The sequence below is a fragment of the Nocardia iowensis genome (assembly GCF_019222765.1).
GTDB classification, from domain to species: Bacteria; Actinomycetota; Actinomycetes; order Mycobacteriales; family Mycobacteriaceae; genus Nocardia; species Nocardia iowensis.
Genome location: NZ_CP078145.1, coordinates 4,634,869 through 4,648,908 on the forward strand (window position 1 = coordinate 4,634,869; position 14,040 = coordinate 4,648,908).

The window sequence follows — 14,040 nt, forward strand, 5'->3', positions numbered from 1 at the left end:
CGCGGTGGACAACCTGAGCCTACAGTTGAGCCAGCAGGGGAGACCTCCAGGCTCACCACAGGCAACAAGCATGACCAACGGGACATGGCTGAGGCATTTCGCGAGTAGCGCCACAGCCATGTCCCGTTGATCATGACGAATCCTGGCTTACGCGGGGACCGCGGCGGCCGGTTCGTCTGTCGGGCGGTTCTGGAAACCTGGCAGGTGGCGGTTCACCGCGGGGATCATGAGTTGGATCAGCGGGCCGATACCGAAGGCGTACACCAGGGTTCCGATGCCGACGCTGCCACCGAGCACCCAGCCGGTCGACAACACCGTCACCTCGATCGCGGTCCGTACCACCCACACCGAGACTCCGGTCCGCCGAACCAGTCCAGTCATCAGTCCATCGCGCGGGCCCGGCCCCATCCCGGCCCCGATGTACAGCACCGTGGCGATCGCATTGAGCACCACGGCCGCACCCATCGCACCGACCTGCGCGGGAATCATCTGCCACGCAGGCAACAGCCACAGTCCCACATCGACCGACACCGCGATGACCACCACATTGCTCACCGTCCCCAGGCCGGGCCGCTGCCGCAACGGAATCCACGCCAGCAGAACGACAATCCCGGTCACAGCCGTCACCGCACCGAAGCTGAGCGGCACATGCTCGACCACACCCTGATGAAACACATCCCACGGATCCAACCCGAGACCCGCCCGCACCATCACCGCCATCGAGAACCCGTACAACCACAGACCGACATACAACGCAACCAACCGCCGAATCAACACCCGCCCAGCATGCCGACCACTGGCATGCCAAAACAGAGCCACCGGTAAAGATCTGGCCTCGTGGACCGGCGCTGGAACGGGTCGCACCGAACGGGTCGGCGAGACTTGTCCGCAACAAGCCCGAGTCGACACCCCTTCGCGAGTGGCCAAAACTAGCTGGAACGGCTGACCCTCAACAGGATTCAGCGTCTACACTTCCCTACCTTCAAAACGTCACTGTGACGTTTTGAAGGTAGGGAAGTAGACCTAGGGGAGCGGCCCTAAATGGCCAATCCGGAACCAGGCCAACACTTTCCGCTTGAATCGTCCGTAGACCGGAATATTTACATCAACGGCAAATTTGCCAAGGGGAGATCAACGCCGATCCAACGCGCACACCGCACACAACGACCGGCTACGACAGCGGGGCGGGCGCCCAAGCGAATACGAGTCAACGCAAACGCCGCGCACACACGGAGCAATATGGCCCGGTACAGCCCCGATTATTGACTCCGTTTCTACGCCGATAATGCACATTATGTCAAGTAGAAGAGATGGCAGGCGATCCAACAGATCGCCCACCATCCCCCACGCACTATCGACCTAGTTCCAGTTGTCGACCTTCACATCATCGGGATACGGTGCCCCCGTGCCGGTTTCGACCAGCGACTTCAAGCTCATCAGGAAGATCGCCCACTTGGTGCTGCAATGGTGCATGAACTCGACCGGCTCCTTCCATCCTCGATGCTGGAACAGAACGATCGTGTACTCACCGTCCTGCTTCAGGTCCCACACCACTTCGGTGCCGATCCATTCCTCCGGACCCCCGACGACCTGCCAGCGCACCTGCTCGGCAGGCTTGCCGTCGAGCACCTTCATATCGAATCCATCCGCCCCGAAACGGAACTGGATTACTCCCCCGATGTTCGTGTCCCCCTTGGTGTCGGTCGTCCACCAACCGGCCAGTCCGTCGGTCGTCGTCAACGCCGCATAGACGTCGTCGATACCTGCCTTGATCCCGGCCCTGTGCAGAATGTCCACCATGTCGAACTCCTCTTCTCGTTGTTACTGCTGTTTGTTGCGCTGAATGGTTTCGGCGATCCGCTTGATCCGCTGCAGCCTGGCATCCCACGTGGACCCGACGGCGTTGAGTTGCGCTACGGCGCGAGCGAGTTGGGCGTCATCGACGCGGTAGCGTCGCTCGCGGCCCTCGGGTGTCCCGTGTACCAAGCCGACCCGGTCGAGCACGCCGAGATGGCGCGCGACGGCCTGCCGGGTCACGGGTAGCCGCTCACTGAGGGTGGTCGCCGTGCCCTCCCCGTCGGCCAGGAGCAGGTCGAGCATGCGCCGACGGGTCGGATCACCGATGGCCGACCAGAGGTCGTCGTCGACTAGGCCGCTCATCGGCTCGAAACCAGCCGCACGACGTACTCGCCCAGACGCGGCAGGTACAGGTCCCAGCCCTCGCAGTGTGAGTTGTAATGTTGCTCCAGAACGGCGACTTCCCAACCCATTTCGCGGAACCCGGTCTCCGTCATCCGGACCGTGGTGCCCTCCCCGGAAGGGGTGAGTTCGAAGGTCACGAACATCGAATTGCCGACAGCCGCCGGTTCATCGGCCGGGTGGCTCCAGCGGAACGAGAACAGCCGGGGCGGTTGCGCGTCGACCACGGTGATCGGGACGATCTCCGCGTCCGGTGTGCTCTTGTCGCCCCAGATCAGCTCTCCCACCGCACCTGGAACGGGCTCCAGCTCGACATCATCGGGCCACCACTCCTTCAGGTGGGCAGGACTGCTGATGACCTCGTAGACCACTTCCGGCGAGGCTTCGATGTACAGCGTCCGCTCGATCTGCCCGTGCTCCATGTGAACTCCTTCGACTCGCAACGTTTCGTTGCACATGAACCTAGCCGACGACAGGCAGACACGCAACACTTCGTTGCACATTGCTCCGCTGCCTCGCTCACCACAGCAACGCAGAAAAGACCACAGACCTGCGGAAACGAATAATTCAGCGGCCGCGGCAGAGGTGATCGCCTATCCTCGGTTGGGGGCTCGGGAAGCCTTTCGATCGGGTGGGACACATGGAGATGGACCGAGTGGCGGCGACGCAGAGCGCGTTGACGCGACTGGTTGCCGGCTTCGACAGCGCTTGGGAGGACGCGGACGAGCCGCCGGATCTGGCGGCACATCTGCCCGCCGAGGGCGGATTGCGCCGGTCCGCATTGATCGAGCTGATCAAGGTGGATCTGCAACATCGGTGGCGCGAGGCACGCAACGCCAAGCGACTCGCGGAGTACCGGGCACAATTTCCCGAACTCGACGTCGCCCCGCTACCGCCGGATCTGATCTACGAGGAGATCACCGCCCGTAGCCGCGGCGGCGACCTGGACCTCGACCTCACCGAGTACGAGCACAACTTCTCGACGCAGATGGCGCAGCTCGCCGATCAGCTCGACACCGGCCGCCTCACCGCCGAGAACTTCCGCACCACGTTGCTTGCCGACTCGACGGCAAGCAACGCACTCGACACCATCGCCCCCGGCGCCACGGTCGGCGACTTCGATCTACTGATCCAACTCGGACAGGGCGCCTTCGCCCGGGTATTCCTGGCCCGGCAGCGCTCCATGCAACGCCTTGTCGCGGTGAAGATTTCCCGCGACCGCGGCAGTGAACCGCAGACCCTCGCCCAACTCGACCACGAGCACATCGTGCGCGTCTTCGATCAGCGCCAGATCGAAGAACAGCATCTGAAGCTGATGTACATGCAGTACGTGCCCGGCGGCACCCTGCTCGGCGCGCTCCGCCTGGTGCGCACCACACCGGTGGAGAAGCGTACCGGTCAACTGCTACTGGACGCGGTCGACGCCGCGGTCACCTCGGGGGGCGTGCTGACCCCGCAACCGTCCGCGACCCGGACCGACCTGGCGAGCCTGAGCTGGCCCGAAACCGTGGCATGGCTGGGCAGCCGGCTGGCCACCGCCCTGGACTACGCCAACCGCTCCGGCGTGCTGCACCGCGACATCAAACCCGCCAACGTGCTGCTCACCGTCGACGGCCAACCCAAGCTCGCCGACTTCAATATCAGCTTCAGCACCCACATTCCGGGTGCGAGCCCGGTAGCCTACTTCGGCGGGTCCCTGGCCTACATGTCCCCCGAACAACTCGAGGCCTGCCATCCCGGCATCCCCACCACGGCCGCGGACCTCGACACCCGCAGCGACCTCTACGCCCTCGCGGTCGTCCTGTGGGAACTACTCACCGGCCGACTCCCCTTCGCCGACCAACTCGGCATCGGCGAATCGGACACCTCGCTCACCAGGATGATCGAACTGCGCCGCCAGCCGATCGACGCTCGCCTCGAGGCGAGCCTGCCACCCGACTGCCCGCAGATCCTGCGCCACGCCCTGCTGACCTGCCTGTCCCCCGACCGCGACGACCGATATGCCAGCGGCGCCGAACTCGCCCAGCACCTCGAACTCACCCTGGATCGGACCGCCCGCGACCTCGTCGACCCACCCTCGCACAGCCTCCGCGGCAGGCTGCGCATGCGTCCGATGCCGGTGGTGACCCTGTCCAGCGCGCTCGGGCAACTACTCGGCGGCCTGTATCTCTCGGCGCACAACACCAAACTTCTCCATCTGGAACTCGGCCTCGACGGACAGGCCGAACTCACTCGGCTCGGCTTGCTGGCGGCCGCCGTCGGCTATCCGGTGGGGATCGCGTTGCTGCTCTACTGGTGTCGGCTGGTGTTCCTGGTTCCCTTCGGTCTGCGGCGGGGCAAACACTACGACGAGCAGACACTAGCGAAGGCGCGCGCCGACACCCTTGCCTGTAGTGACCGTATCGCCGCTGTCGCGTTCACGGGGTGGGCACTTGCGCTGGTGGCGTTCCTCATCAAGTTGCACGACATCGCCGACCTGTCCGCGGGCCTACTGTTCAACCTGATCGCCTCGCATCTGGTCGCGGCCGCAGTTGCGGTCGTGTACACCTATTTCCCGGTGACCTTCTTCGTACTGCGTTGGTACTACCCGGGACTGGTCGCCGCCGGGCACAGCTCCCCCGCCGAATCGGTGCAGCTGCATAGGCTGGCGCGGCGGAGCCGGATCTACCTCGGCATCGCCGCTTCAGTACCCCTCTTCGGTGTTGCGGCGGGGGTGGCGTTCCTCGATCCCGCGCAACAGCAGACGGTGATCGCCTCGATTGTCGCGTTGTGCGTGTGCGGGCTGTTCGCGTTCGTCGGCGCCTTGCGGGTGTTCTACTCACTGGATTCCGACCTGCATGCGCTGGATCGGATCGTCAATCCGCACGGGCGTCCGTGATCGGGTTAAGACTTCCGTAGGTGCCTCTGCCAGTCCTTGCTGTTCTTTAAGGGACTCAATGGGCGGCGCTACGTGTCCTTAATAGCATTTATATTCATATATACGCACATGTACGTAACCAGATGCTTTATTATGCTAACGCGTGCCGACCCATCCCATCGGTGCGCAACCACAATGTATGACACTGCCTGGTAGCAGCGGTCCACCATCCCGTCGCCAGATCCTGCACGGCAGCGCAACCACCCTCCCCCAACCGAACATCCTGTCGCCCTTCCATATCGACTTCTCCCCTCCTCTCACGCCGATTGGCGGACAGATCTACCGATTGCCTTACCCGCACAGTGTGGGTCAGCCTCGACCAAAGCTGACCCACACGAATCAGTAAGCGCGGGAGAAGATCAGCCGCTTGCCATAGGCCGCCGGTGCGGCACAGCGCACACACTGCCCACTCTCGGCAGTGCCGGACAATGGCACACAGCGCGGGGTCGCCGCGGTGAGCGCCTTGATGTCGTCCTCACAATTGGGCTGTCCGCAGTGCAATGCCAGCGCCCACCCCGCGGCGACAGCAGCCTCGAACGACGCCCAGTCATCGACCGTGCGGGTGTGTTCGTCCCGAAAGTCGGTGGCCCGCTGCAGCAGATAGGCCTGAAAGTCCGCGAGAATGCCCGGCACGGTCGCGGGCAGGCCGGCCAGCTCCACGGTCTGCTTGCCCTGTTCGCCGAGTCGGCGGACCAGCACCGCGGTGCCCGCGGCAAGATCGCGCGGCCCCAGCTCGATGCGGATCGGGACGCCCCGCATTTCCCACTCGTTGAATTTCCAGCCTGGGGTCTGGTCGCGGTCGTCGACGTGCACGCGAACGCCCGCCGCACGCAGCTTTCGGGCCAGTTCGTCGGCGGCGGCCACCACCGTCGCGGCGGTCTCGCCGCGCATGATCGGCACGATCACCACCTGATGCGGTGCCAGCCGAGGGGGCAGCACCAGGCCGCGGTCGTCGCCGTGGGTCATCACGATGCCACCGAGCATGCGGGTGCTCATCCCCCATGATGTCGTGTGGCACAACGTGTCACGGCCGTCGGCAGCGGCATAGCGGATGCCGAACGCCTGCGCGAAGTTGGTGCCCATATAGTGCGAGGTCCCCGCCTGCAACGCCTTGCCGTCGCGCATCATCGACTCGATGGTGATCGTCTCGACGGCGCCGGCGAACCGTTCACCCGGGGTCTTCTCCCCCGGCACGACCGGCATGGCCGCCCATTCCCGGGCGACCGTGGCGTAGATGTCGAGCGCCAACCCCATCTCCGCCCGCGCCTGCGGTTCGTCGACGTGCGCGGTGTGGCCCTCCTGCCACAGGAATTCGGTGGTGCGCAGGAACATTCGCGGGCGCATCTCCCAGCGGACAACGTTGGCCCATTGGTTGAGCAGCATCGGCAGATCGCGGTGCGAGGAGATCCACTTCGCCATCATCTCGCCGATGATCGTCTCCGACGTGGGCCGCACCACCAGTGGCTCTTCGAGGTCCTTGCCACCGGCGTGGGTGACCACCGCCAGTTCCGGGGCGAATCCCTCGACATGATCGGCTTCGCGTTCGAGGTAGCTCTGCGGGATCAGCAGCGGGAAGTAGGCGTTCTCGTGACCGGTTTCCTTGATCCGGCGGTCCAGTTCGGCCTGTAGGAGCTCCCAGATCCGGTACCCGTACGGTCGAATCACCATGGTGCCCTTGGCCGGACCCCGGTCGACGAGACCGGACGCGAGGACCAGTTCGTTGTACCAGCTGGAGAAATCTTCGCTCTGGGCGGTAACTCCGCGCTCATCACGTGCCATACCGGCAAGCCTATCGTCGGCGTGCCAGTGAATTTGTGAGCTGAATCGCCGCTGCTCACGATCACTGAACCGGCATTCGCTGAAAGATGCTGAGGTGAACTAACCTTCAACCGGTGCTTGGACATTCACATGCGACCAGTGGCGCTTTGGCCTGGTCAGGGGCGGCAGCGGCGCTGCCCGTCACGATCTTGACGTACCCCACGATTCAAGGCGCGACAGGACATCTCGGCCCGGTCGATCTGCTGCTCGGGACATTCCTCACCGCGGGCGCCGCACTGCTGCCGGACGCCGACCACCCGAACGGAACGATCGCGCATGTGCTCGGTCCCATCTCCTACTACCTCTGCAAGTTGATCTCATGGATCTCGGGTGGACATCGGCACGCCACCCACTCCTTTGCTTTCGTCGCCGCCGTCTCCTATGGCACGTGGGCGGGCGAGCATTGGATCGGGCGGTGGTTCACCCTCGGACTGGTGTTCTTCCTGCTGGCGCTGGCCGTGCGGGCACTTCACCTGTGCCCGCCGGGTGACGGGTTCCAGGCCTGGGGCACCATCGTGGTCCTCGCCGTCGCGGGAACCTTCGCGATGGACCATTGGATCTCGGACAAGCCAGTCTGGCTGCCGTTCTCCGTCGGTCTCGGCGCACTGGTGCACCTGCTCGGCGACTGTCTCACCGACCGCGGCTGTCGCCTGTTCTGGCCGTTCAACCTGCGCACCAGCGTGCCGATAATCGACCGGACCGGGAACAAGTTCGAAACCTGGATCCTCTCACCGCTATTCGTCCTCGGTACCCTCGCGGTTCTCTGGTACTCGATCACCCACCAGCCGTAGGCGCCTGATCAACGGGACGTGGTGATGGCGTTTTGCGAGTAGGGGCGCTGCCATGTCCCGTTGGGTGCTCCCCGCTTTTGTTGGATAGCCCCCTGGGGTCTATGCGGTTTTTGTCGTGACGACTGATCGACGGGAGATTCCGGAATGATGAGATCCAAATGCGTAGATGCGCATATCTACGTATCAACATGTTATTGTCAAGCTGACCTGCCTTTCACCATGGACGCTTTGCCCACACTCCATTGCCCCTACGGACACCGCGCCCTGTGCTTTCGAGTTCGGCCATCCCAACGCAGCCCCCCTCCGCGATTCCGACGGCCATTCCCCTACCCCGCAGCTACCCTGAGGCGTGCTCGCATCGACGATGAACCCGCAACGCTGGACACCCCCTCCCGCTTCGCCGCGGGCGCGCCAATCGCGTAGTACGCCACCACTTCCGAACCTCACCCGACTCGAGCTGCCGGGTGCCGGTCCGGAAGATGTCGTGCTCGCACCCGACGGACGGGTCATCGCCGGTATCGAGGACGGATCGATCCTCAGCATCGACCCCGCCGACGGCAATGTACGCAAGCTCGCGAACACCGGCGGACGGCCACTGGGCCTGCATGCCGACCCCGACGGCACGATCTTGATCTGCGATTTCGACCGCGGCCTGCTCGAACTGAAGCCGGGCGGCGAACCCGAGGTGCTCGTCGACAAGGTCGACGGTGCACCACTTCCCTTCGCCACCAATGTCGTTCGCGATGACGACGGCACCATCTACTTCACCTCGTCGTCGAGCCGATATCCGTTGAGCGAGTACATGGGCGACATGCTCGAGCATTCGGGAACCGGCAGGTTGTTCCGCCGCGATCCGTCCGGCCAGGTCGAAACCTTGCTCGACAACCTGTATTTCGCCAACGGCGTGGTGCTCGCTCCCGACCGCTCCTGCGTGATCGTCGCCGAGACCGGTGCCTACCGGCTGTCGCGCTGCTGGCTCACGGGTCCGAAGGCGGGCACCCGCGACTACCTCATCGAGAATCTGCCCGGCTTCCCGGACAATCTGGGCCTCGGCAGCGATGGGCTCGTCTGGATCACCCTGCCCGCCGCCCGAAACTCGTTGCTGGACCGGCTACTTCCGCTTCCCGGCCTCCTGCGTCGCATCGTGTGGGCGCTGCCCGAGTGGGTGCAGCCGAAACCGGCGAAGACCATCTGGGTGATGGCGGTCGACTTCGACGGCAAGGTGGTGCACGATCTACAGACCGAGGGGACCAACTTCGCGATGGTCACCGGTGTCGTGGAACGTGCTGGCACTTTGTATTTGGGCAGTCTCACCGAGTCGGCGGTGGGGGTGAGCCGGGTCCCCTGACTCGGCGTCCCTGCGTGGGATCAGTGCCGTGCGGAACGGGACGCGGCGAAGCGAAGGTGGCTCGCGCCGATGCCTGTCCAGTCGAGGACCTGCTCGGCTACCCAGTGCTGTCGCGTGCGCGGGGTGCCTGCCCGCAGCCAGTTGGGAGACGGCGACGTGGCGCCCGTGACCAGCAGCGGTTTCATTCGGATTCGGTGGGCTAAGGGCGACAACGGATTTGCGTCGGCGAGACGATTTCAGTGCACGATTGTACACTGAAAGAATGACTGAGCAGACGCACCAGCGGCGGGCCGAAGTCCGGGCCCTCGCCCGGTTGGCAGGCGATGAGCTCGGTGGTGCGGTGGGTGGGATCGGGGCGGTGCACCGGGCGATCGCCGACCGGGTCTTCGCGGCGGTGCGGTTCGGAGTCGGCCCGGCCGCGGCCCCGGTGGAGCTGGTGCACGACGCGATCACCGACGGCGTCTACCGGGCGGTGCGCGAGACGGCGGTCGCGGCGGGCAAGCTGGCCGAGCGGACGGTGGATCTGCCCGGTGCGGAGGTGCCGTCGCGGACGGTGTTCGGCGCGGGGTTCCTCGGTGCGCTGCAGGGATTGATCGGCGACGACCTCGAGGAGTCGCGACCCATTCTCGCCGGGCCGATGACGTTGCGGGTGGATGGGGATCCGGTGCCGCCCGAGGAGATCGGAAACTATGTGGCGCAACCGAGTCCGCAGGTGGTGGTCTTCCTGCACGGTCTGGTGGAGACCGAGCATGCGTGGCGGTTCGGGGGCAGAACGAGTTACGCCGAAGGGATCGAGCAGGATCTCGGCTACAGCACCTTGCAGGTCCGGTACAACAGCGGACTGCACATTTCCGAGAATGCCCGTCAGTTGAGTGAGCTGTTGGAGCGGCTGGTCGAGCATTGGCCGGTCGAGGTCGAGCAGCTGTCGCTGGTGGGGCATTCGATGGGTGGGTTGATCGCCCGGGGCGCGTGTTTCGACGCGTGCGAGTCCAAGCGGGCTTGGGTGGGCCGGGTTCGGCACCTCGTCTGCCTCGGTTCGCCGCATCTCGGTGCACCACTCGAGCAGTTCGTCCACTATGCGTCCGCCGCGCTGGTGCGGATGCCCGAGACCCGCCCGCTCGGTCGGCTGTTGCGTCGGCGCAGCGCGGGCATCCGTGATCTGCGGCAGGGTTCCCTGGTGGACGAGGACTGGCGCGGCGTCGACACGGACGCGTTGAGCCGCCGGGCCATTCGCGAGGTTCCCCTGCTCGACGGCGCTGCCCACTACTTCGTCACCGCCTGCGTCACCCGCAGCCCCCGCCACCCCCTGGGCCGGATCATCGGCGACGGCTTGGTCCTCACCCCCAGCGCCGCAGGCCGAAACCGGGCCCGCCGCATCGGCTTCGACGATTCCAACGGCCTGCACGTCCCCGCTGCCAACCACTTCACCCTCCTGAACCACCACGCCGTCTACGAAGGCCTCCGTCGCTGGCTCAGCACCGCCCCCGAAGCCGCCGCCGAACGCGCAACCCAGTAACCCGCCCCGTGCCAGTGCCGCGCTATGGAGAGGGGCCGGGGGTTCAGAGGAGGTGTTCGGGGTCGGCGTCGGCTTCTAAGCGGACGTCGGCGGTGAAGAGGGTTTCGACGTCGGCGTCGTCATCGGTGTGGGCTGCGTAGAGGAGTAAGCAGCCGCGGATGCCGTCGAGGAGGTCTTCGAGAAGGTCGAGGGCGGGACGCGACGGATCGAGGCGGCTGATTCGGAAGCCCGCCAGCATGGCCGCGCGGGTATCGGCGTCGACCTCGAATTTGCGGGCCTGCTCTTCGATTTCGGCGACGCGGGCGACGACGGCCCACGGTGCGGGCACTCGGCCTTCGTGCACGGCCATGGCTTCGGCGATCAGGTCGACGACTACTTCGGTGGGGCTCTCCCCCGCGTCGAGTCGCTCGAGCACCAGGGTCGGTGTCTCCACTTGCAGCGCCTCGATGTCGTCGGCTTCCACGACCACGTCGGTGCATGGCACGCCCGCCATTTCACCGGCGACCTCGGCGGCGGCGAGCAGCCAGTGCGCGGCGGCGACCGCGGCGGAGGCGGGGTCGAGTTCGGTGAACAGTTCGACGGAGCCGAGCGGGTCGGCGCGCAGCAGGTCGTCGGCGGCCTGTACCTGTGCCGGGGACACGTCGGGGCGGGACAGTTCGACGGCTTGGCGGGCGCGATCGGACAGGTCACCGCGTTCGGCTGATTCGATGGCGGCCTGCTCGGCGCTCACCTCGGCGGCGATGGCGTCGCGGAGGGTGGGATCGTCGATCTCGTGCAGGGTGCGGCCGAGGCGGTGCGCGGATTCGACGACGCCGCTGTAGGAGACAACCAGTCCTTCTTCGGAGGGCAGGTTGGGGGTGTGGATTCCCGCCTCGACTTCCTTGAAGTTGCGGCGTTCCTCGGCGCGGCGCCAGGCTTCGCTGTTGGGGATGTCGGGGTCGCCCGCCGCACTGGCCGGATGGGTGTAGGTGCGCCATTGGAACCGCGACAGCGTGGTCAGGTGCGACGCCAGACTTGTTGCCTGGTCATGGGTTACCGTCGGGGGGAGCACGGCAACCGTCTGCGCGAGGTCACCCCGGCCGCTCGGCCAGGTGGCGACGAGCACGTTGCGGTCGGCGTCGAATGCATATCGGGTCACCCGGCAAGTCTGGTCTATCCGGGCGCGTTCCGCTCGGTCAATCCGATCCATTGACCGCGACGCGCATCGCGATTCCGCGTGGCACGCTGGAGAAAGTTCGCTCGGTGACGGCACCCGCTGTCATTCTGTCGGACGGGCAGGAGAGGATGGACGGCATGACCCTCGACCATGGTGACCCAGGCGACGCCCCTTCGATTCCGCAGCCGACCGCGCCGGTGGCGAATCCGGCGCGGCCGTCCGCCGCCGAGGAGGCGAGAACGGTTGCCGCGTCGACGAATACCGCGACGCTGGCGAGTTTGAGCGAGGACGGGACGCCGTGGGCGTCGTTCGTGACGTATGGGCTGTTGGACGGTCAGCCGGTGCTGTGTGTCTCCCGGATGGCCGAGCACGGCCGGAATCTGGCCGCCGATCCGCGGGCCAGTCTCGCGATCGTGGCGCCCGACCTGCCAGCGGATCCGCTGGCGGGTACCAGGATCACGCTGGCCGGCGTGGTCGAGCAGCCGGTGGGTGCGGAGGCCGAGGCGGCGCGGGAGGCGCATCTGGCGGCGGTGCCCGCGGCGAAGCATTACATCGACTACAGCGATTTCTCGGTGTGGGTGTTGCGGGTGCGGCGGGTTCGGTGGGTCGGCGGGTATGGGCGGATGGATTCGGCCACTGCGGAGCAGTATGCCCAGATGACGCCGGATCCGATCGTGCCGGTGGCGGCGGGTGCCATCGCGCACCTGAACGACGATCATGCCGCGGCGTTGTTGACGATGGCGCAGGCATTGGGCGGGTATCCGGACGCGACCGAGGCGAGCTGTGAGCGCGCCGACCGGTACGGGTTGGACTTGCGGGTGGTGACGCCGCGCGGAGTGGCGCGGACCAGGGTGGGTTATGTCGCGCCGATCGATTCCATCGACGAATTGCGGGCAGCGACAGTCGAGTTGGCGCGGCGGTCGCGGGGGATGAATCAGACTTCGTAGAGTTCGAGGGGCAGTTCGTCGGGGTCGAAGAAGAACGCCATCCGCTTGCCGGTGACCTCGTCGACGCGCAGTTGCTCGGTGCGGACACCCTTGGCGGCCAGCTCGGCGAGGGTCGCGGCGACGTCGCGGACCGCGAACGCCAGATGCCGCAGCCCCGCCGCCTCCGGCCAGCTGGCGCGGTCGGGCGGGTCGGGGAAGGAGAACAGTTCGATCCGGCTCCCACCCGGGATGGCCAGATCCAGCTTGTAGGAGCGGCGTTCGGCCTGGTACTGCTCGGCGATCACCGCGAGCCCGAGCGTCTCGGTGTAGAACCGCTTGGACCGCACATAGTCGGAGGCGATGACCGCCACGTGATGAATACCTAGGAGTTCCACCCCGCGACCGTATCCCAGGGAACGCGTCGCTCCGGACGACGCACCAGCATTGCGGGTCGCAGGACGGACGAGCGGGGTGCCGCGCGGGCCGGTGATGCGCCGGACCCATCACCGAAGCCCGCGGCGACGACCGATCGGCAGGGGAACAAATCCGCAAGGCTGTCTTCCGCTGTCCTGAACACCCGCCGGGGCATGTGGCGGTAGTGCCTTCCCTGAACGAGCTGGTGGCGGGTCCGTGTCGCGGCGGTGGTCAGCGGCGACGGCCGGTGGGCACGGTGAGCATGGCGACGATCATGTCGGTGATCTCGGCGGCGTCGTCGGGGTGTGGTTTGCGGACGCCCGCTTCGAGGCCGCGCTCGTAGTCGGCGATGAGGGCGAACATGACGGTGGCCATGGTCTCCAGGCGTTGGCGGCGCCTGCGCGGTGCGAGGTGGGGTAAGGCGGCGGCGAGTCGGGTGGCGATGATGCGCACGGCGGCGCGGTCGGCGCCCGCGAGGCGGCGGGGGTCGGCGACGACGGGGTGGGCGCGGACCACTTCCAGGAAGCGGCCGTAGTGGGTCACCTCGTCCTGGGTGATGAGTTCGAGGATCGGGGCGACGAGCATGGCGACCAGGGTGTTGATGTCGTGGGCGGTGCCGTCGGCCTCGTGGGTGGCGAGCAGGTGCATGCGGCGTTCTTCGAGCCAGTTCATCCGGCGCTCGACGATGGCTTCGATCAGGCCGTGACGGGAGTCGAAGTAGTAGTGCACCGCGGAGTTGTTGCGCTGGCCCGCTGCCGCGGCGATCTCCCGCAGGGGTACGTCGACTCCCCGCTCGGCGATGAGTCGCTCCCCCGCGTCGAGCAGAGAGGCGCGCGAATCGGCGATGAGCATGACTGCAACTGTACTAAACCGAAGCCTTGACGGAGTTAAGCACACGTGTTTAGTTGGAGGTGTGGGAAGCCAGGCGATGGGTGCGGTGCCGCCCGAACCGTTG

14 protein-coding genes are annotated in these 14,040 nt (G+C 66.0%); 5 read left to right on the top strand and 9 right to left on the bottom strand.

Annotation, left to right across the window (positions count from 1 at the left end):
* Window positions 1-147: 147 nt before the first annotated feature.
* From yczE to KV110_RS21475, 4 genes are all read right to left on the bottom strand, one after another.
* Entirely contained in the window at window positions 148-777 is a 630-nt protein-coding gene (gene yczE, locus KV110_RS21460; RefSeq protein ID WP_218469071.1) for a membrane protein YczE, read from the bottom strand.
* A gap of 582 nt (window positions 778-1,359) precedes the next feature.
* Window positions 1,360-1,800, bottom strand: coding sequence for an SRPBCC family protein (locus KV110_RS21465; protein ID WP_218469072.1), 441 nt, complete (start codon window positions 1,798-1,800; stop codon window positions 1,360-1,362).
* A gap of 21 nt (window positions 1,801-1,821) precedes the next feature.
* Window positions 1,822-2,160 (bottom strand): ArsR/SmtB family transcription factor, encoded by a 339-nt coding sequence (locus KV110_RS21470; RefSeq protein ID WP_218469073.1) that lies wholly within the window; start codon window positions 2,158-2,160, stop codon window positions 1,822-1,824.
* Window positions 2,157-2,621 (bottom strand): SRPBCC domain-containing protein, encoded by a 465-nt coding sequence (locus KV110_RS21475; protein WP_218469074.1) that lies wholly within the window; start codon window positions 2,619-2,621, stop codon window positions 2,157-2,159. Before KV110_RS21475 ends, KV110_RS21470 begins: the two co-directional genes overlap by 4 nt.
* Window positions 2,622-2,839: 218 nt before the next feature.
* Between KV110_RS21475 and KV110_RS21480 the strand changes: the two genes are divergently transcribed.
* A complete protein-coding gene (locus tag KV110_RS21480) occupies window positions 2,840-5,077 on the top strand; it encodes a serine/threonine-protein kinase (RefSeq protein ID WP_218469075.1) in 2,238 nt (745 codons plus the stop codon).
* Between the two features lie 378 nt (window positions 5,078-5,455).
* On the opposite strand, the gene proS is transcribed toward KV110_RS21480, so the two are convergent.
* Window positions 5,456-6,895: a proline--tRNA ligase gene (gene proS / locus KV110_RS21485; RefSeq protein WP_218469076.1), complete on the bottom strand. Its 1,440-nt coding sequence runs from the start codon at window positions 6,893-6,895 to the stop codon at window positions 5,456-5,458.
* A 113-nt stretch (window positions 6,896-7,008) separates the two neighbouring features.
* On the opposite strand from proS, the gene KV110_RS21490 reads away from it, so the two are divergent.
* Window positions 7,009-7,725 (top strand): metal-dependent hydrolase, encoded by a 717-nt coding sequence (locus KV110_RS21490; protein WP_218469077.1) that lies wholly within the window; start codon window positions 7,009-7,011, stop codon window positions 7,723-7,725.
* 364 nt (window positions 7,726-8,089) lie between these two features.
* Window positions 8,090-9,073, top strand: a complete 984-nt coding sequence (locus KV110_RS21495; protein ID WP_281427826.1) for an SMP-30/gluconolactonase/LRE family protein — start codon at window positions 8,090-8,092, stop codon at window positions 9,071-9,073.
* Between the two features lie 20 nt (window positions 9,074-9,093).
* Here the strand turns inward: KV110_RS21495 and KV110_RS21500 are convergent, their stop codons facing one another.
* Window positions 9,094-9,258, bottom strand: a complete 165-nt coding sequence (locus KV110_RS21500) for a hypothetical protein (RefSeq protein ID WP_218469078.1) — start codon at window positions 9,256-9,258, stop codon at window positions 9,094-9,096.
* Window positions 9,259-9,335: 77 nt separating this feature from the next.
* On the opposite strand from KV110_RS21500, the gene KV110_RS21505 reads away from it, so the two are divergent.
* A complete protein-coding gene (locus KV110_RS21505; protein ID WP_218469079.1) occupies window positions 9,336-10,589 on the top strand; it encodes a lipase family alpha/beta hydrolase in 1,254 nt (417 codons plus the stop codon).
* A 43-nt stretch (window positions 10,590-10,632) separates the two neighbouring features.
* Here KV110_RS21505 and KV110_RS21510 read toward each other — a convergent pair whose 3' ends face one another.
* Window positions 10,633-11,727, bottom strand: coding sequence for a hypothetical protein (locus tag KV110_RS21510; protein WP_218469080.1), 1,095 nt, complete (start codon window positions 11,725-11,727; stop codon window positions 10,633-10,635).
* Window positions 11,728-11,882: 155 nt separating this feature from the next.
* Here KV110_RS21510 and KV110_RS21515 point away from each other — a divergent pair, with 155 nt between their 5' ends.
* On the top strand, window positions 11,883-12,692 hold the full coding sequence (locus KV110_RS21515) for a HugZ family pyridoxamine 5'-phosphate oxidase (protein ID WP_218478739.1): 810 nt from the start codon (window positions 11,883-11,885) through the stop codon (window positions 12,690-12,692).
* Here KV110_RS21515 and gloA2 read toward each other — a convergent pair.
* Together gloA2 and KV110_RS21525 are read right to left on the bottom strand one after the other, a co-directional pair.
* Window positions 12,680-13,066, bottom strand: coding sequence for an SMU1112c/YaeR family gloxylase I-like metalloprotein (gloA2, locus tag KV110_RS21520; RefSeq protein ID WP_218469081.1), 387 nt, complete (start codon window positions 13,064-13,066; stop codon window positions 12,680-12,682). The two genes, KV110_RS21515 and gloA2, sit on opposite strands and share 13 nt — an antisense overlap.
* 250 nt (window positions 13,067-13,316) lie before the next feature.
* The gene (locus KV110_RS21525; protein ID WP_218469082.1) at window positions 13,317-13,937 is read right to left on the bottom strand and encodes a TetR family transcriptional regulator; all 621 of its coding nucleotides are present in this window, start codon (window positions 13,935-13,937) and stop codon (window positions 13,317-13,319) included.
* Window positions 13,938-14,040 lie beyond the last annotated feature (103 nt).

Bases quoted from the DNA above. Each gene is read 5' to 3' on its own strand.
- KV110_RS21515 (WP_218478739.1), top strand. From the start codon at position 11,883: ATGACCCTCGACCATGGTGACCCAGGCGACGCCCCTTCGATTCCGCAG.
- KV110_RS21500 (WP_218469078.1), bottom strand. From the start codon at position 9,258: ATGAAACCGCTGCTGGTCACGGGCGCCACGTCGCCGTCTCCCAACTGG.
- proS (WP_218469076.1), bottom strand. From the start codon at position 6,895: ATGGCACGTGATGAGCGCGGAGTTACCGCCCAGAGCGAAGATTTCTCC.
- KV110_RS21465 (WP_218469072.1), bottom strand. From the start codon at position 1,800: ATGGTGGACATTCTGCACAGGGCCGGGATCAAGGCAGGTATCGACGAC.
- KV110_RS21495 (WP_281427826.1), top strand. From the start codon at position 8,090: ATGAACCCGCAACGCTGGACACCCCCTCCCGCTTCGCCGCGGGCGCGC.
- KV110_RS21475 (WP_218469074.1), bottom strand. From the start codon at position 2,621: ATGGAGCACGGGCAGATCGAGCGGACGCTGTACATCGAAGCCTCGCCG.
- KV110_RS21505 (WP_218469079.1), top strand. From the start codon at position 9,336: ATGACTGAGCAGACGCACCAGCGGCGGGCCGAAGTCCGGGCCCTCGCC.
- KV110_RS21470 (WP_218469073.1), bottom strand. From the start codon at position 2,160: ATGAGCGGCCTAGTCGACGACGACCTCTGGTCGGCCATCGGTGATCCG.
- KV110_RS21525 (WP_218469082.1), bottom strand. From the start codon at position 13,937: ATGCTCATCGCCGATTCGCGCGCCTCTCTGCTCGACGCGGGGGAGCGA.
- KV110_RS21480 (WP_218469075.1), top strand. From the start codon at position 2,840: ATGGAGATGGACCGAGTGGCGGCGACGCAGAGCGCGTTGACGCGACTG.